Annotated in this window: 18 protein-coding genes; all 18 read left to right on the forward strand. The window is 56.8% G+C overall.

Translation table 11 applies throughout. From position 1 onward, the window contains the following. The first annotated feature begins 1 nt into the window (after position 1). Positions 2–2,239 (forward strand): chemotaxis protein CheA, encoded by a 2,238-nt coding sequence (locus tag AB5Y82_RS15630; RefSeq protein ID WP_368174203.1) that lies wholly within the window; start codon positions 2–4, stop codon positions 2,237–2,239. 32 nt (positions 2,240–2,271) lie between these two features. Then, entirely contained in the window at positions 2,272–3,387 is a 1,116-nt protein-coding gene (locus tag AB5Y82_RS15635; RefSeq protein ID WP_368174204.1) for a chemotaxis response regulator protein-glutamate methylesterase, read from the forward strand. Positions 3,388–3,389: 2 nt separating this feature from the next. Further along, entirely contained in the window at positions 3,390–4,127 is a 738-nt protein-coding gene (locus AB5Y82_RS15640) for a flagellar motor protein (protein ID WP_005334700.1), read from the forward strand. Positions 4,128–4,129: 2 nt separating this feature from the next. Continuing rightward, complete coding sequence (locus AB5Y82_RS15645) at positions 4,130–5,050, forward strand: flagellar motor protein MotB (RefSeq protein WP_115521173.1); 921 nt, start codon at positions 4,130–4,132, stop codon at positions 5,048–5,050. A gap of 4 nt (positions 5,051–5,054) precedes the next feature. Beyond that, positions 5,055–5,849 (forward strand): ParA family protein, encoded by a 795-nt coding sequence (locus tag AB5Y82_RS15650; protein WP_005353663.1) that lies wholly within the window; start codon positions 5,055–5,057, stop codon positions 5,847–5,849. Beyond that, positions 5,846–6,718, forward strand: coding sequence for a chemotaxis protein CheW (locus tag AB5Y82_RS15655; protein WP_042054452.1), 873 nt, complete (start codon positions 5,846–5,848; stop codon positions 6,716–6,718). The genes AB5Y82_RS15650 and AB5Y82_RS15655 overlap by 4 nt, the downstream gene beginning before the upstream one ends. A 69-nt stretch (positions 6,719–6,787) precedes the next feature. Beyond that, entirely contained in the window at positions 6,788–7,276 is a 489-nt protein-coding gene (locus tag AB5Y82_RS15660; protein WP_005298836.1) for a chemotaxis protein CheW, read from the forward strand. Between the two features lie 28 nt (positions 7,277–7,304). Further along, entirely contained in the window at positions 7,305–7,682 is a 378-nt protein-coding gene (locus AB5Y82_RS15665; protein WP_005353661.1) for a DUF2802 domain-containing protein, read from the forward strand. A 198-nt stretch (positions 7,683–7,880) separates the two neighbouring features. Further along, positions 7,881–8,525 carry a cytochrome c biogenesis heme-transporting ATPase CcmA gene (ccmA, locus tag AB5Y82_RS15670; protein WP_005353659.1) on the forward strand — a complete coding sequence of 215 codons (645 nt, stop codon included), beginning with the start codon at positions 7,881–7,883 and terminating at the stop codon, positions 8,523–8,525. Between the two features lie 4 nt (positions 8,526–8,529). Then, positions 8,530–9,198, forward strand: a complete 669-nt coding sequence (ccmB, locus tag AB5Y82_RS15675; protein WP_005353658.1) for a heme exporter protein CcmB — start codon at positions 8,530–8,532, stop codon at positions 9,196–9,198. Between the two features lie 170 nt (positions 9,199–9,368). Continuing rightward, entirely contained in the window at positions 9,369–10,109 is a 741-nt protein-coding gene (locus AB5Y82_RS15680) for a heme ABC transporter permease (RefSeq protein ID WP_005334687.1), read from the forward strand. Positions 10,110–10,111: 2 nt separating this feature from the next. Further along, positions 10,112–10,318 (forward strand): heme exporter protein CcmD, encoded by a 207-nt coding sequence (gene ccmD / locus AB5Y82_RS15685; RefSeq protein WP_368174205.1) that lies wholly within the window; start codon positions 10,112–10,114, stop codon positions 10,316–10,318. Next, positions 10,315–10,806: a cytochrome c maturation protein CcmE gene (ccmE, locus tag AB5Y82_RS15690; protein WP_005334685.1), complete on the forward strand. Its 492-nt coding sequence runs from the start codon at positions 10,315–10,317 to the stop codon at positions 10,804–10,806. Before ccmD ends, ccmE begins: the two co-directional genes overlap by 4 nt. Before the next feature lie 82 nt (positions 10,807–10,888). After that, on the forward strand, positions 10,889–12,844 hold the full coding sequence (locus AB5Y82_RS15695) for a heme lyase CcmF/NrfE family subunit (protein ID WP_021229892.1): 1,956 nt from the start codon (positions 10,889–10,891) through the stop codon (positions 12,842–12,844). Continuing rightward, complete coding sequence (locus AB5Y82_RS15700; RefSeq protein WP_111900485.1) at positions 12,841–13,371, forward strand: DsbE family thiol:disulfide interchange protein; 531 nt, start codon at positions 12,841–12,843, stop codon at positions 13,369–13,371. Before AB5Y82_RS15695 ends, AB5Y82_RS15700 begins: the two co-directional genes overlap by 4 nt. A gap of 11 nt (positions 13,372–13,382) precedes the next feature. Then, positions 13,383–13,862: a cytochrome c-type biogenesis protein gene (locus tag AB5Y82_RS15705; protein WP_017788562.1), complete on the forward strand. Its 480-nt coding sequence runs from the start codon at positions 13,383–13,385 to the stop codon at positions 13,860–13,862. Beyond that, the gene (ccmI, locus tag AB5Y82_RS15710) at positions 13,859–15,127 is read left to right on the forward strand and encodes a c-type cytochrome biogenesis protein CcmI (RefSeq protein ID WP_368174206.1); all 1,269 of its coding nucleotides are present in this window, start codon (positions 13,859–13,861) and stop codon (positions 15,125–15,127) included. The genes AB5Y82_RS15705 and ccmI overlap by 4 nt, the downstream gene beginning before the upstream one ends. Positions 15,128–15,212: 85 nt before the next feature. Then, positions 15,213–16,025: a VacJ family lipoprotein gene (locus tag AB5Y82_RS15715; protein WP_005334673.1), complete on the forward strand. Its 813-nt coding sequence runs from the start codon at positions 15,213–15,215 to the stop codon at positions 16,023–16,025. Positions 16,026–16,183: the final 158 nt, after the last annotated feature.

Consider the following 16,183-nt stretch of genomic DNA (forward strand, 5'->3'; position numbering starts at 1 on the left):
CATGGCCTTCGAAGTTGATGAAGACATACTGCAAGACTTTCTGGTCGAAGCATCCGAAATATTGGAACAGTTGTCTGAACAACTGGTCGACTTGGAAAAGCGGCCCGATGACAAGAACCTGTTGAATGCCATCTTTCGCGGTTTCCATACCGTGAAAGGGGGGGCAGGTTTTCTGTCGCTCGGTGAACTGGTTGATGTATGCCACGGTGCGGAAAACGTGTTCGATATCTTGCGTAATGGCAAGCGAACCGTTACTGCGGAGCTGATGGATGTGATCCTGCAAGCGCTGGATGCCATCAATGTCATGTTCGCCCAGGTTCAAAATCGCGAAGCACCCAGCCCTGCGTCAGATGATTTGCTTCATGACCTCCATGAGTTGTGCAAGCCGGAAGGGGAAGAGCAACTGCGCACAGCTACCAGTGCGGCTGCGGCTGTAGAATCTGAACCTGCAGCACCGGTAGTTGTTGAAGAAGTTGCTCCAGAAGTTGTTGAACCCACAGCCATCAGCAGCGAGCCTGCTCCTGTCAATGGCGGCGGCTCGATCGATGAAATTTCTGCAGACGAATTCGAGCGTCTGCTGGACGAGCTCCACGGCGTGGGGGGGGCACCAACCAAGACGGCTGCAGCAGCCCCGATAGAGGGTGGCTCTGGCGATATCACCGATGATGAGTTTGAGGCCTTGCTGGACCAGCTCCATGGCCAGGGACAGCACATGGGGGCGCCAGAGGTGAATCCTCTGAAGTCGGTGCAAAAAGAGGTGGACGAGCTTATCGATGATGATGAGTTTGAACGCCTGCTTGATGAATTGCATGGTCGTGGTCAAGGGCCTCAGAGTACTATGGCACCTGCCGCACCTGCCGCACCTGCCGCACCTGCCGCACCTGCCGCACCTGCCGCACCTGCCGCACCTGCCGCACCTGCCGCACCTGCCGCGGTGACTCCGCCCAAACCGGCCACTCCTGTTGCCAAACCAGCACCGGCTGCCCCCGCAAAACCTGCCGAAGCAGCCAAGGCACCAGCGCCTGCCGCCAAGGCTGCGCCTGCGCCAGCAGAAAATAGTGCCGTGCAAAGCGATACGACGGTGCGGGTGGATACCAAGACCCTCGATGTCATCATGAACATGGTAGGTGAGTTGGTACTGGTTCGTAACCGGCTGGTGAGCTTGGGTATTGCCAGTAATGATGAAGAGATGTCAAAGGCGGTTGCCAATTTGGATGTGGTAACGGCTGACCTGCAAGGTGCGGTGATGAAAACCCGCATGCAGCCAATCAAGAAGGTATTTGGTCGTTTCCCGCGCGTGGTGCGTGATCTGGCCAGAACCCTCAAGAAAGAGATTGAGCTGGTGATGGTGGGGGAAGAGACAGATCTGGATAAAAACCTGGTAGAGGCGCTCGCCGATCCTCTGGTTCACCTCGTTCGCAACTCTTGCGATCACGGGGTCGAAATGCCGGATGTGCGGGAGAAAGCGGGCAAGCCGCGGCAAGGGACAATTACCCTTAGCGCCTCCCAGCAAGGTGACCATATTCTGCTTTGCATCGAGGATGATGGGGCAGGGATGGATCCTGAGAAACTCAAGTCCATCGCAATCAGTCGCGGTGTTCTGGATGCAGATACTGCCGCTCGCATGAGCGACAACGATGCCTATAACCTGATCTTTGCTCCGGGCTTTTCAACCAAGGCCGAGATCTCTGATATCTCTGGCCGTGGTGTCGGAATGGATGTGGTTAAAACCAGCATTGTCAGCCTCAATGGATCGGTGCACATCGATTCCACCTGGGGGAAAGGTACCCGTCTCGAAATCAAGGTTCCGTTGACGCTGGCCATTCTGCCAACTCTGATGGTGGAAGTGGGTGAGCAGACCTTCGCACTTCCCCTTGGTTGTGTGAACGAGATTTTCCATCTGGATCTGAAAAAGGCCAACATGGTTGATGGCCAGCTCACCATCATTGTGCGCGAGAAGGCGATACCGCTCTTCTATCTGCACAAGTGGTTGATTCGTGGCGCCAACAAGCGTTCACGTCAGGATACCGGACATGTGGTGATCGTGCAGATTGGCACTCAGCAAATCGGGTTTGTGGTAGACAGCTTGATTGGTCAGGAAGAGGTGGTGATCAAGCCACTCGATAACCTGCTGCAAGGTACGCCTGGCATGGCCGGGGCGACGATTACCAGTGATGGCGGAATTGCTCTTATTTTGGATGTGCCGAGTCTGCTCAAAGCATATGCGCGTAGACATTAATAGCTCAGGCCCAAGGAGTTAGAAAAACAACAATGGCAGTCAAGGTATTAGTTGTCGACGATTCGAGCTTCTTTCGCCGTCGGGTGAGCGAGATCATCAATCAGGATCCCATGCTGACGGTGATTGATACGGCCCAGAATGGACGTGAGGCGGTGGACAAGGCTATGTCGCTGCGCCCTGATGTGATCACCATGGACATAGAGATGCCCGTGATGGATGGCATCAGTGCGGTGCGGGAGATCATGGCCAAGTGCCCAACCCCCATTCTGATGTTCTCCTCCCTGACCCATGAAGGGGCCAAGGCTACGCTTGATGCGCTGGACGCCGGTGCACTCGACTTCTTGCCCAAGAAGTTTGAGGACATTGCCAGAGACAAAGATGAAGCGGTCAGACTGTTGCAACAACGGGTGAAGGAGATCTCCCGCAAGCGCTTCCTGATGACATCCACTGCTCGTCCCAAAGCACCTGAATCGGTTGCTCGTGCTCCTCTGGGCAGCATAGCGCCCAGAACTCCTGATCGTCAGCCTGACCTGCAACGCACTGTGCCAAGTGCTTCATTCAAGCGTAGTGGCAAGAGTTATCAGTTGGTGGCGATCGGTACTTCTACCGGCGGGCCTGTTGCTTTGCAAAATGTGCTGACCAAGTTGCCGGGGGATTTTCCCCATCCCATCCTGCTTATCCAGCATATGCCAGCCACTTTTACTGCCGCGTTTGCTGCCCGTCTCAACGGGTTATGTCAGATTGGCGTCAAGGAAGCGGAAGATGGCGATGTGCTTAAACCCGGGCATGCCTACCTTGCTCCCGGTGGTAAGCAGATGCTGCTGGAAGGTCGTGGTGCAGGGGCCCGCATTCGCATCGTGGATGGCAACGACAAGGTAAATTACAAGCCTTGTGTGGACATCACCTTTGCCTCTGCGGCCAAAACCTATGCCGACAAGGTATTGGCGATTGTGCTGACCGGTATGGGGGCTGATGGCCGTGATGGCGCCAGACTGCTGAAAGAGCAGGGATCAACCATCTGGGCTCAGGATGAGGCTTCCTGCGTGGTATATGGTATGCCCCAAGCGGTAGCCAAAGCGGGGATTGCCAGCGAATCACTCCCTCTGGACAAGGTGGCCCAGCGTATTCTGGTTGAGTTGGGGCGCTAATCATGGGCTTGCTCGGTCTGCTCCTGGCATTGGGGGCTATTGCCATTGCCCAACTGTGGCATGGCGGCTCCCTGTTGACGCTGGTGGACGGCCCTGCTTTTTTGATCGTGCTGGGTGGTACCGTCGGTGCCGTCACGTTGCAGACTCCAGCCAAGTACATCTTGCTGGCGTTGCGCCAGCTGTTGTGGATTTTTACCCCTCCCCACCAAGATCTTGCGACGCAGGCCGAACGGTTGCAGTCATGGGCAGTCTTTGCGCGCCAGCAAGGACTGCTGGCCCTTGAAAATCAGGCCGAGCAGGAGGAAGACAACTTTACCCGCCAAGGGCTTGGTATGATTGTCGATGGGGTCTCCACAGAGGATATCCGTATGCTGCTGGAAGCGGACATCGATATCGAGCAGGAGCGCAATGAACATGCCGCCAGAGTATTTGAAGCCATGGGGGGGTACAGTCCGACCATCGGGATCATCGGTGCCGTGCTGGGCCTGATCCAGGCCATGTTTCATCTCGAAGACCCGTCAGCGCTGGGGGCGGGTATCGCAGTGGCATTTGTGGCAACCATCTATGGAGTGGGGTTTGCCAACCTCATCTACCTGCCTATCGCCAACCGGCTACGCGCATTTCACTATCACTATGCACTCTTTCAGGAGATGACCCTGGAGGGGCTGCTGGCTATCGCCCATGGTGAAAACGGCTTGCAGGTTGAACGCCGGCTCAGGGCCTATTTGAAAGGAGAGTAGCCATGCGCAAGCGCTATCGGTTGCACTTGCAGGGTCGCGAGCATCTTGACCGCTGGCTGGTCTCCTATGCCGATTATATGACGCTGATCTTTGCTTTGTTCGTGGTGCTTTACTCTGTTGCGCTGGTGAACAAGGACAAGTATCGCGCGGTGATTGATGGTATGAGCCAGGCGTTCAGTGTCATGCAGTCTGGCGGCAATGGCTTGCTTGAAGGGCAGGGTAATTCCCTGCTGGATAACCCGGTATCTGCCTCTCCATCATTGCTGGAAAGCCCAGCATCCCCCTCTCCTTCAGTTGCTCCCATTTCTGGAGTGCCAGTACTGCAAGATGGCACGACACTTGCGAAACTTGATATGCAGTTGCAACAGAGTATGGGCTCGCTGGTGGATGCCGGTATCGTCAAACTGACGCAGGATGAGAACTGGCTGACGGTTGAACTCAGTTCCGGCTTGTTGTTTGGCAGCGGCAGTGCCTTTTTGGGACCAAACGCTGCACCGGTCATTAATACTCTTTCAAGTATTCTCAAACCGGTCGATAACTATGTAAGGGTTCGGGGTTATACCGATAACCAACAGATAAATAATGAAATTTATCGTTCTAACTGGGCGCTTTCTGCTGCTCGGGCCGAGGCGGTACTCAATGGCTTGATTGCCGATGGGATCGCCCCTCAGCGTCTGGCGTTCGAGGCATATGGCGAGTTTTCCCCCTTTGCTGACAACGGCAGCGAGCAGGGCAGACTGCAGAATCGCAAGGTTGTGGTCGCTATCTCCAAATTTGCCTGGGTGCCGCCGGCACCTGTGGTTGCAACGCCTACGGTAGTTGCCGAACCGGTTCCTGCTGTACAACAGGCGGTGGATGCAGGAGAGATAAAGGTGATCACCTTGCCCGGTGGTGGCATACGCATAACAACAAGGCAGGATTGATACAGTGATTGTTTGGACGGTTGCCAACCAGAAAGGTGGTGTGGGTAAAACCACCACAGTGGTCTCGCTTGCGGGGATCCTGGCCCAGCGTGGCCAGCGGGTGCTGTTGATTGATACCGATCCCCATGCTTCGCTGACTGCATATCTTGATTTTGATTCAGATCGCCTGGATGGAACCCTCTATGAGTTGTTTCAAGCTGTCAAACCGACAGCCGAGCTTGTCAATAAACTGACGCTCAAGACCAAGTTCGAAAATATCAACTTACTGCCAGCATCTATTACCTTGGCGACCCTTGATCGGGTGATGGGCAATCGTGAGGGGATGGGACTGGTACTGAAGCGGGCACTGCTGCGCATTCAGGAGCAATATGATTACGTGCTGATCGATTGCCCGCCAGTACTGGGGGTGATGATGGTCAACGCGCTGGCTGCCTGCGATCGCATTCTGGTGCCTGTCCAGACAGAATTTCTGGCCCTCAAGGGGTTGGAGCGGATGATGAAAACATTCGAGATCATGCAGCGTTCCAAGCGTGACAAGTTCCGCTATACCGTGATCCCGACCATGTTCGACAAGCGCACCCGTGCCTCTCTGATGACCTTGAAGTCGATCAAGGATCAATATGGAGATTCGGTGTGGAATGCGGTGATCCCTATTGATACCAAGTTTCGGGATGCCAGCTTGCTGCATATCCCCCCGTCTATCTATTCTCCCGGGAGTCGTGGAACCTATGCATATGAAACGCTGCTCAACCATCTTGATGCCCTTGAGCGGCAACGGGTTCATGAGGTGACGGCATGAGAGATACCATTCAAGTACGGGCGATGGATGACTATTTCCACTCCCTGCTGCTCGATGAGCCACTGGTGCTGGATGAGGTGGAAGAGGTTCAATCTGCCCCTGTTTTACAGTTGCAACGTCAGCCCCAAAGCGTCCCCGAGGTAGTCGCCGCACCATACCTCGAAAGCGATCCACGGCTTGCCCAGCTCGGTGAGCTATTAGCTCAGGTGGGACAAGTCCAGTTTGAGAATGACGCCTTCACCCAGGAGATAACACTCACCGCACCGCTGGAGATTGTGGCGGAGGAGTCACTGTTGCCGGTGGAGCCTGAGTGGCCTGCGGAGGTGCTGCTCCCCGAGGTTGCGGAGCCCCATACTACTATCCTGACCGAGACGGCGCTGGAGGTTGCTCCGGTAGAGGCCAGTGAACCTGTTGCCTGGGAAAATATCGATACCGGCAAAGAGTTTCAGGCCCTTTTCTTTGAAGTCGCGGGTGTGACGTTTGCGGTCCCGTTGACCGAGCTGGGTGGTATTCATCAGCTGGGCGAGATCACCTCCCTGTTTGGCCAGCCTGGCTGGTACAAGGGGATCATGACCTCTCGCGAGCAGAAGATGAATGTGGTCGATACTGCCCAGTGGGTCATGCCGGGTCAGCATCTCGAGATGGATGATTACAAGTATTTGATTATGCTTGGTGAATCTCCGTGGGGATTAGCCTGCCATCATCTCAAAGGGACTGAATTGTTACACCGTGACCAGGTGAAATGGCGCCATCAGGAGGGCAAGCGCCCCTGGTTGGCGGGCATGGTCAAAGAAAAAATGTGTGCCCTGTTACATGTCCGCGAACTGCTCCTGTTGCTGGAGCGTGGGGTTAACATAGAAGGTCGCTGATAACTTCTGCAATCGAGCTGTTTTATTGCTAGTTTTAGCAGTAGACGTTTTCATAAAAGGAATAAAAACATGACAGAAAAGCGCAATATTGCACAGAATCTGGCCGAAGATGAAGTGCTGCAATGGGTAACCTTCCAACTGGAAAACGAAACCTACGGCATCAATGTGATGCAGGTTCAGGAGGTGTTGCGCTACACCGAAATTGCACCGGTGCCGGGTGCGCCTGAGTACGTACTGGGGATCATCAACCTGCGTGGCAATGTGGTGACTGTCATCGATACCCGTTCCCGTTTCGGTCTGCCTTCCGGTGATGTGAGTGAAAACTCCCGGATCGTTATCATCGAGGCCGAGAAACAGGTGATCGGCATCATGGTCGACAGCGTGGCAGAAGTGGTTTATCTGCGTTCTTCCGAGATCGATGCGGCACCAGCGGTCGGTACTGAAGAGAGCGCCAAGTTTATTCAGGGGGTGAGCAACCGCGATGGGCAACTGCTGATCTTGGTTGACTTGAACAAGCTGCTCTCCGATGAAGAGTGGGAAGATATCGGTTCCCTCTGATAAGTAAGGTGATGTTTTGATAATCGAGATGGTTGCCTTGGGGGTGTCCCTGATTGCCTTGGCGTTTGCCTCTTATATCTGGTTCAAGAGCAAGCGCAGCAAGCAGGAGTCCGAGGCCAGTGTGGCAACCCTGCAAGGTCAGCTGGAAAGCTTGCGCAAGCAGATGATGGAACTCCATACCGGCGCTATTGGCATGGGGCAGCGTCTGCAGTCGGTGGAAGGGGCGATGCAGCAGGTCAATGAGCGCCAGCAAGAGCTGACTATGCAGGATCCCGAACGCAGGCTCTACAGCCGAGCGGCAAAGATGGTCGAACTGGGCGCCGATCTTGATGAAGTCATGAGTGAGTGCGAGTTGCCAAAGGCAGAGGCTGAGCTCTTGATATCGTTGCGAAAAGGTCGCTCTTGATGATTCAGGAAGGCAATTGCCTTCCTGAATTTTATGGCGTGCAGCCGCTTTTCCCCCAGCTGCGTTGACCAGGCGGTTTCTACCGTATTTTCTTTGTGATCCCGGTCGCCAGTCAGTTCAATTGTTGCATCTTTGAAAAGACGTATTCCAATACTGTGTTAAGATGCAGACCGCTTCATTTTCTCTGAAAAAATCCCCATGCTGCTTCAAGTTAACAATCTGAGCTGCGTGCGCGAAGATCGCACTCTGTTTGAACACCTCTCTTTCTCTGTTGCGCCCGGCGATCTGGTGCAAATTGAAGGGCCCAACGGGGTTGGCAAGACAAGCCTGTTGCGGTTGTTGACCGGGCTGTCGCAGCCGTTTGCCGGTGAGGTGTGCTGGAATGGGGAGAATATTCGTCACTGTCGTGATGAGTATCATGCCAATCTGCTCTATCTCGGCCATCAGCCCGGTGTCAAAGCGGCGCTGACCCCTTTTGAAAACCTGAAATTCTACCAGCAGTTACATCACCCGCAGCAAACAGAGACTGACTTGTGGCAGATATTGGCCAGGGTAGGGCTGGCCGGATTTGAAGAGAACCCGACCGGGCAACTCTCTGCCGGTCAGCAACGCCGAGTGGCTCTGGCCAGACTCTGGCTGTCACAGAAACCGGCACTCTGGATCCTCGATGAGCCCTTTACAGCCATCGACAAGCAAGGGGTCAAGGTGCTCGAACAGCTCTTTCTGGCCCACGCCGAGCGGGGCGGCATGGTGATCCTCACCACCCATCAGGATCTGACCCTGATGCAGGGACGGCTGAAGACTATCTCGTTGACCCCCTTCGCATCGACATTGCAGGAGTAACGACATGTTGCGCGCTGTTATGCACCTTATTCACCGTGAACTGCTGATGGCTCTGCGCCAGCGTTCCGATATTCTCAACCCGCTCTGGTTTTTCCTCATCGTCATCACCCTGTTTCCGTTAGGGATTGGCCCGGAGCCCAAACTGCTGGCCCGTATTGCCCCGGGGATCATCTGGGTGGCGGCGCTATTGGCGGCCATGCTGTCGCTGGAGCGACTGTTTCGCGACGACTTTGCCGATGGCGCGTTGGAGCAGATGATGCTGATGCCGCACCCGCTGGGCTTGCTGGCGCTGGCGAAAGTGGTCGCTCACTGGCTGCTGACCGGCTTGCCGCTGCTGCTGATCTCTCCCTTGCTGGCGATTTTGCTGTCGCTGGATATGAACACCTATCTGGCTGTCGTTGCGACGCTGGCACTGGGCACTCCTGTATTGAGCCTGCTCGGCGCGGTCGGGGTCGCGTTGACGGTGGGACTGCGCAAAGGCGGGGTGCTGCTTAGTCTGCTGATCCTGCCGCTCTATATTCCGGTACTGATTTTTGCCACCTCAGCCATCGATGCCGCGGGGATGAGCTTGCCCTATGGCGGGCAGCTTGCCATTCTGGCCGCAATGCTGGTGGGGGCTTTGACACTGACGCCGCTGGCTGTGTCGGCGGCGTTGCGGGTCAGCCTCAACTGATGGCCGTGAGCTGAACCGAATTTGGCTCCGAATGGGGTCTTTTTGCAAAAAATAATGTTGCGATGGATCAAGGAGAGTGCCGCTTATTGCTTTCGGGGTATTTGATGCTGCCCTGTGGTCGGTATGGTAGGCCTCGCCAAACGATTAATAACAAAAAGGTTTTGTGAGCTATGTGGAAATGGTTGCACCCTTATGCCAAACCGGAGCGTGCCTATCAGCTGGCAGGCACGCTGTTGCCCTGGTTTGCGGTAATTAGTCTGCTCTCGTTTGTGATCGGTACTGTCTGGGGCCTCGCGTTTGCGCCAGCGGATTACCAGCAGGGAGATTCGTTCCGGATCATCTATATCCACGTGCCTTCCGCCATTCTCTCCATGGGGGCCTACTCCACCATGGCGGTGGCCGCGTTTATCGGCCTGGTGTGGCAATTGCGGATGGCGGACATGACGGTTGCAGCCATTGCGCCGGTCGGCGCCGTATTTACCTTTATTGCCCTCTTTACCGGTGCCGCCTGGGGCAAGCCGATGTGGGGAACCTGGTGGGTGTGGGATGCGCGGCTCACCTCTGAACTGATCCTGCTGTTTCTCTACCTCGGCGTGATTGCTCTCTACAACGCCTTCAGCGACAAGGTGGTCGCTGGCCGTGCGGCCGGCATTCTGGCACTGGTTGGGGTGATCAACCTGCCCATCATTCACTACTCGGTGGAGTGGTGGAACACCCTGCATCAGGGGGCCACCATCACCAAATTTGACAAACCTTCCATTTCACCTGAGATGCTTTGGCCGCTGCTGATCATGATCCTGGCATTTGCTGCATTTCTCGGGGCCCTGACCCTGATGCGTTTTCGCAATGAGCTCCTGATGCGGGAGTGGCATCGCCCCTGGGTCAAAGAGATTGCAGAGCAGGAGAAGTAAGCATGCACTTTGCCTCTTTCACTGATTTTATGGCGATGGGCGGTTACGCCTTCTATGTCTGGCTCTCTTTTGGCCTGACGCTGGTGTGTCTGGTCGGCATCATCATTTCTACCCGCATGAAAACCCGCAGCCTGCTCGCCGAGTTGCGCAGCAAGCAGGCGCGTGAGGCCCGTCGCAAGGCGGCCCAGCAGATGGAGAACACCCTATGAACCCGAGACGCAAAAAACGCCTCACCATCATTCTTGCCATCACCCTGGGTCTGGCGACCGTCAGCGGGCTGGTGCTCTACGCCCTCAGTCAGAATATCGACCTCTTCTACACCCCGAGCGAGCTGGTGGAGGGGAAGGGGCCGGACAAGATCAAGCCGGAAGAGGGGCAGCGCCTGCGCATCGGTGGATTGGTCGTGCCGGGATCGGTACAGCGGGATCCCCAGAGCCTCAAGGTTGCCTTCAAGCTGGTGGATAACGGCGGTCATCTGGTGAAGGTCGAGTTTGACGGCATCCTGCCGGATCTGTTCCGTGAAGGGCAGGGGATTGTTGCCCAGGGCACCCTCAAGGATGCCACGACCGTAGAGGCGTTCGAGGTGCTGGCCAAGCACGATGAGAACTACATGCCGCCGGAAGTGGCCGATGCCACCAACGGCATGCACTTCAAGCCGGAGTATACCGAGGCGCAGTTGAAGGGAGCCAAGCAGTGATCCCTGTGGTGTTTGCTTTTTCCGCTTTGCCTGCCGTGCGTGGTGCGGCTGTTGTCACCGTTCAATTGAAAGGAATGCCTTCATGATCCCGGAATTAGGTCAGTTTGCGCTGATCCTGGCCTTTGCCACCGCCCTGCTGCTGGGCAGCTACCCGCTGCTAGGCGCTAGTTGGGGGCGTCTTGGCATGATGTCGGCGGCCCGTCCGCTCGCCTATGCCCAGTTCTTGCTGCTGCTGCTGTCGTTTCTCTGCCTGACCTGGGCTTTTATCGATAACGACTTCACCGTGCAGTATGTGGCCACTAACTCCAACAGCCTGCTGCCGCTTGCCTATCGCATTTCCGCCGTATGGGGGGCCCACGAAGGCTCTCTGCTGCTGTGGGTACTGACCCTGGGTGGCTGGACTGCGGCGGTAGCCATGTTCAGCCGCCGTCTGCCGCTCGATGCTGTCGCGCGGGTACTCGGCGTGTTGGGGCTGATCTCGGTCGGCTTCACTGCCTTCGTGCTGTTCACCTCAGATCCCTTCACCCGCACCTTGCCCTATTTCCCGGTAGATGGTCGTGACCTCAATCCGCTGCTGCAGGATCCGGGTCTTATCTTCCATCCGCCGATGCTCTACATGGGTTATGTGGGCTTCTCGGTGGCGTTTGCCTTTGCCATTGCTTCGCTGATGACCGGTCGTCTCGATGCGACCTGGGCACGCTGGTCCCGTCCATGGACCATGGCAGCCTGGGTATTCCTGACCCTGGGCATTGTGCTCGGCTCCTGGTGGGCCTACTACGAGCTTGGTTGGGGCGGTTGGTGGTTCTGGGATCCGGTAGAAAACGCCTCCTTCATGCCCTGGCTGGCGGGTACCGCTCTGCTGCACTCGCTGGCGGTGAGCGAGAAGCGCGCCACCTTCAAGGCGTGGACCGTGCTGCTGGCCCTCTCTGCCTTCTCGCTGAGCCTGCTGGGTACCTTCTTGGTACGCTCCGGCGTGTTGGTGTCGGTGCATGCGTTTGCCTCCGATCCGACCCGCGGCCTGTTTATTCTCGGCTTCCTGCTGGCGGTGATCGGTTCATCCTTGCTGCTGTTTGCCTTTAAAGGCTCGCAGGTGAAGAGCCACGGCAAACACGAGCTGTGGAGCCGCGAGACCCTGCTGCTTTGCAACAACATCATGCTGGTGGCGGGTCTGCTGACCGTGCTGCTCGGTACCTTGCTGCCGCTGGTGCACAAGGAGCTGGGGCTGGGGAGCATCTCTATCGGTACCCCCTTCTTCAACCACATCTACAGCTGGCTGATCATCCCGTTTGCCCTGCTGCTGGGGGTTGGCCCGCTGTTTCGCTGGCGTCGTCAGGAGCTGGGGGAACTCAAAAGCAAGGTGGTCGTGGCACTGGTGCTGAGTCTGGCCGCAGCCTTGCTGTTGCCGCTGCTCTTTGCCGAAACCTTCAAGCCGTGGGCGGCGGTAGGGATTGGTCTGGGCGCCTGGATCATCGTCACCAGCGTGCAGGAGACCTGGGCGCGAGCGACCCACAAGCACAGCTTTGCAGTCGGTGTGCGCAAGCTTGGCAACAGCCACTGGGCCATGATCCTTGGCCATGTGGGGCTGGCAGTCAGCATCATAGGTATCGCCTGCACCCAGAACTACAGCATCGAGAAGGATCTGCGGATGCAGGCGGGTGATCGGGTGCACTTTGCCGATTACGAGTTCGTCTTTGCCGGGATCAAGGAGAAGAACGGCCCCAACTACGATGGCTTCAAGGGCGTGCTGGAAGTGCACCGCAATGGCAAGCAGGTCGCCCTGCTCAAGCCCGAGAAGCGGATGTACAAGGTGACCCGGATGCCGATGACCGAAGCGGCCATCGATGCCGGTATCACCCGCGATCTCTATGCGGCGCTGGGGGAACAGCTCGACAACGGTGCCTGGGCGGTGCGGATCTACTACAAGCCGTTCGTGCGCTGGATCTGGTTCGGCGGCGTTTTTATGGCCATTGGTGGCGTGCTGGCGATGCTGGACAAGCGTTACCGTTTCGGCCGTCGTGAGGAGGAGGCCAAGGCATGAACAAAAAGACCTGGTTGTTTTTAATCCCCTTTATCGTCTTTTTGCTGGGGGCTGTGTTCCTGTTCAAGGGGCTCTACTCCGATCCCACCAAGCTTGAGTCCGTGATGGTGGGTAAAGAGGTGCCGGTGTTCACCCTGCAGGACATTTACGATCTGAAAAAGCAGCACGATCGCAGTATCCTGACTGGTCGCCCCATGCTGCTCAACGTCTGGGCTACCTGGTGTCCCACCTGCTATGGCGAGCACACCTACCTCAAACAGCTGGCAGGGCAGGGCATTCCCATCATCGGCATGAACTACAAGGATGAGCGCGACAAGGCGATCAAATGGCTGGCGGAGCTGGGCAACCCCTATGAGGTCAACCTCTATGATCCGGACGGCATGCTGGGGCTGGATCTCGGGGTATATGGCGCGCCGGAGACCTTCTTTATCGACAGCAAGGGGATCATCCGGTATCGCCACGTGGGGGATATCAACCCCGAGAACTGGGCGTCGACCCTCAAACCCATCTTTGATGCCATGAAGTGAGGGGAGTCCTGATGAGAGTATTTATTGCTTCCCTGCTGCTGTTGCTGGGATGGGTGGTGCAAGCACCCGCCATGGCCGCTATCGATGTCTACACCTTCGACAACGACAATCAGGAGCAGGTCTTTCGCGAACTGACCAAGGAGCTGCGCTGCCCCAAGTGCCAGAACCAGGATATCGCCGACTCCAATGCGGGGCTGGCCAAGGACTTGCGCGACAAGACCTACCAGATGGTGCGCGAGGGCAAGGATAAAGAGGAGATCGTGGATTACATGGTGGCCCGCTACGGCAACTTTATCCTCTATAACCCGCCCCTGATGGCCTCCACCCTGATCCTCTGGCTCGGCCCGCTGTTGGTGATCCTGATCGGTGGAGCCGTGGTCGTGATGCGCAGCCGCCGGCCCCCTGCGGTGAAAAAACAACTGGATAACGCCTTGAGCGAGGAGGAGCAGCGCCGACTGGCCGAGCTGCTCAAAGAGGAAGAGAAACAATGACCGCTTTTTGGATAGTTATTGCGGGCTTGCTGGTGCTGGTGAGTCTGGCGATCGTCGTGCCGCTGTGGCGTGGTGAAGGCAAACAGAGCATCAGTCGCTCGGCTCTCAACAAACAGCTCTATCGCCAGCGGCTGCTGGAGATTGGCGAAGAGCGCGAGCAGGGTGTCCTGGCTGAGGAGTCTGACTCGCTGGTCGAGCTGCAACGAAGCCTCTTGGATGATATTCCCGATGTGGAGCAGACTGCCCGCAGTGGCAAGAGTCTGATCTGGATCCCGGGTGTGCTGGTGCTGTTGGTGGTGAGTCTGGGGCTCTACTACAAGTTGGGCTCCTGGCAAGAGGTGAGTCGCTGGCAAGATGCCAGCAGCCGTCTTGGCGAGCTGAGCAACCGCATTCTGGTGGAACGCGATGCCCAGGTGACCGAGCAGGATCTGCTGGATTTCACGCTGGCACTGCGTACCCGCCTCAAGGATGAACCGAACGACTACCGCGGCTGGCTGCTGCTGGGACGTTTGGCGTTGGATGGCAATGATCCCGAGATGGCCAGCGAGGCGCTGGAGCGGGCCTACACGCTGGCTCCCCAGAAATCGCTGGTGGCGGTGCCTTATGCGCAGGCGCTGATGATGACGGGGGATGAGGCGCAAGCGGATGCCCTGTTGCAGGCTGCTATCGCGCAGGATCCGGACAATATTGAGGCGCGCTCTGTCTATGCCTTTATGGCGCTGCAAAAAGAGGACTTCCAGACCGCGCTGGCTCGCTGGCAGGCGATGTTGCCACTGATGGAGAAAGGTACTCCCCGTTACGTGATGGTCGAGCGCTCCATGGAGTATGCCCGCGCGCAGCTCAAGCAGCGCGGCATCGAGGTGACGAATTCAGGCGCAGCCAAAGCGGGCGCAGTTGAGGGACAACCGCTGGCGGTGAAGGAGGGGGAATTCCCCATCCACGTCACGTTGGCGGCGGGCATTCAGATGCCGGAAGATGCCCATCTCTTCGTCTTTGCCGTGGTGCCCAACGGGCCGCCCATGCCCATCGCCGTGAAGCGTATCGCAGGGCCAACCCTGCCTGTTACCCTGTCACTCGGGGATGGCGATGCCATGATGGAAGGCAGCAAACTGGCGGCCTATCCGGAGCTGCAGTTCAAGGCGCGTCTCTCGCGCGGTGGCAATGTGATGAACAAGGAAGGAGCCTTCGAAGGGGTATCCGTGCCGGTCAAGACGACCGAGATCCCTGCTGCTCCGATTGACATCCGCATCGATCACGCCCTCTAATATGCCTTTGGATAACCCGGCTCCTGGATAGGTGCCGGGTTATCTATACTTCTGATAAATCAAAATAAAACGTCAGGACAATCATATGTATCTTCGTTCAGGGGCCATACTGGCAGCCCTCTTGCTGGCTGGCTGTGCCGGTGGCCCACCCAAGCCTGGCCCAGAGAGTCTGGATCTCAATCCCGGCATGAATAATCCGGGTGCCACCAGTACGGCGGCCGATCCGCGCGATCCCTTCCAGGGGGCCAACCGGGCCATGTGGGCGGTCAACTATGATGTACTGGAGCCCTATGTAGCACGTCCAGTGGTACATGCCTATGCCCGCTATATTCCGGTAGGGGTGAAGGATGGCATTGCCAACTTTGTTGCCAACTTTGATGAGCCAAGCAGCATGGTGAACCATCTGATCACCGGTGATTTGAAGGGGGCGGGCACCAACCTGGGGCGCTTTACCCTCAACACCACGGTCGGTCTGCTGGGTATCTTCGATGTGGCCAAACATGCCGGCCTCGAGCGCAACAAGCTGGAGATGGACACAGTGCTGGGCAGGGCCGATATCGGTAATGGTGCCTACATCATGGTGCCTGTCTACGGCCCGACTACCACCCGGGAGCTGGTTGGTGATGCGATTGACAGCTTCTACTTCCCCTATGCCCTGTTAACCTTCCCGATGAAGGTTGCACACTGGGCACTGGATGGCTTGGGCACACGTGCCAAGCTTATCGATCAGGAGCGGATCATCGACAACTCCCTCGATCCTTATGCGCTGACCAAGGACTTCTACCTGCAATATAACCAGGGCAAGGTGACGGGCAAGCAGACCGAGCTGAAAGCGTCTCAGCAAGAGCAGGCCGACGATGCCAATCTGGATGAATATATGGACGAGTTGGACCAGTAAACGGGCTATCTCGATATGTAAAAGGCGCCTGCGGGCGCCTTATTCATTTTTGCAGCCATCTCGATGTCTAGTCCTGAAATAGGTTTACACATTTTCAACTAGCATTTCTCTACTCAGAACCCCCTATGTACTGCATCGGGGGTTCTGTATTTCAACGC

The sequence above is a fragment of the Aeromonas sp. s13 genome, from assembly GCF_040907905.1.
GTDB classification, from domain to species: domain Bacteria; phylum Pseudomonadota; class Gammaproteobacteria; order Enterobacterales; family Aeromonadaceae; genus Aeromonas; species Aeromonas veronii.

What these genes read in the sequence shown, in the direction of transcription:
- AB5Y82_RS15640 (WP_005334700.1), top strand. Translation starts at nt 3,390, where the DNA reads ATGGGCTTGCTCGGTCTGCTCCTGGCATTGGGGGCTATTGCCATTGCC.
- AB5Y82_RS15715 (WP_005334673.1), top strand. Translation starts at nt 15,213, where the DNA reads ATGTATCTTCGTTCAGGGGCCATACTGGCAGCCCTCTTGCTGGCTGGC.
- AB5Y82_RS15635 (WP_368174204.1), top strand. Translation starts at nt 2,272, where the DNA reads ATGGCAGTCAAGGTATTAGTTGTCGACGATTCGAGCTTCTTTCGCCGT.
- AB5Y82_RS15700 (WP_111900485.1), top strand. Translation starts at nt 12,841, where the DNA reads ATGAACAAAAAGACCTGGTTGTTTTTAATCCCCTTTATCGTCTTTTTG.
- AB5Y82_RS15705 (WP_017788562.1), top strand. Translation starts at nt 13,383, where the DNA reads ATGAGAGTATTTATTGCTTCCCTGCTGCTGTTGCTGGGATGGGTGGTG.
- ccmA (WP_005353659.1), top strand. Translation starts at nt 7,881, where the DNA reads ATGCTGCTTCAAGTTAACAATCTGAGCTGCGTGCGCGAAGATCGCACT.
- ccmE (WP_005334685.1), top strand. Translation starts at nt 10,315, where the DNA reads ATGAACCCGAGACGCAAAAAACGCCTCACCATCATTCTTGCCATCACC.
- AB5Y82_RS15680 (WP_005334687.1), top strand. Translation starts at nt 9,369, where the DNA reads ATGTGGAAATGGTTGCACCCTTATGCCAAACCGGAGCGTGCCTATCAG.
- AB5Y82_RS15665 (WP_005353661.1), top strand. Translation starts at nt 7,305, where the DNA reads ATGGTTGCCTTGGGGGTGTCCCTGATTGCCTTGGCGTTTGCCTCTTAT.
- ccmI (WP_368174206.1), top strand. Translation starts at nt 13,859, where the DNA reads ATGACCGCTTTTTGGATAGTTATTGCGGGCTTGCTGGTGCTGGTGAGT.
- AB5Y82_RS15645 (WP_115521173.1), top strand. Translation starts at nt 4,130, where the DNA reads ATGCGCAAGCGCTATCGGTTGCACTTGCAGGGTCGCGAGCATCTTGAC.
- AB5Y82_RS15630 (WP_368174203.1), top strand. Translation starts at nt 2, where the DNA reads ATGGCCTTCGAAGTTGATGAAGACATACTGCAAGACTTTCTGGTCGAA.
- ccmD (WP_368174205.1), top strand. Translation starts at nt 10,112, where the DNA reads ATGCACTTTGCCTCTTTCACTGATTTTATGGCGATGGGCGGTTACGCC.
- AB5Y82_RS15655 (WP_042054452.1), top strand. Translation starts at nt 5,846, where the DNA reads ATGAGAGATACCATTCAAGTACGGGCGATGGATGACTATTTCCACTCC.
- AB5Y82_RS15695 (WP_021229892.1), top strand. Translation starts at nt 10,889, where the DNA reads ATGATCCCGGAATTAGGTCAGTTTGCGCTGATCCTGGCCTTTGCCACC.
- ccmB (WP_005353658.1), top strand. Translation starts at nt 8,530, where the DNA reads ATGTTGCGCGCTGTTATGCACCTTATTCACCGTGAACTGCTGATGGCT.
- AB5Y82_RS15660 (WP_005298836.1), top strand. Translation starts at nt 6,788, where the DNA reads ATGACAGAAAAGCGCAATATTGCACAGAATCTGGCCGAAGATGAAGTG.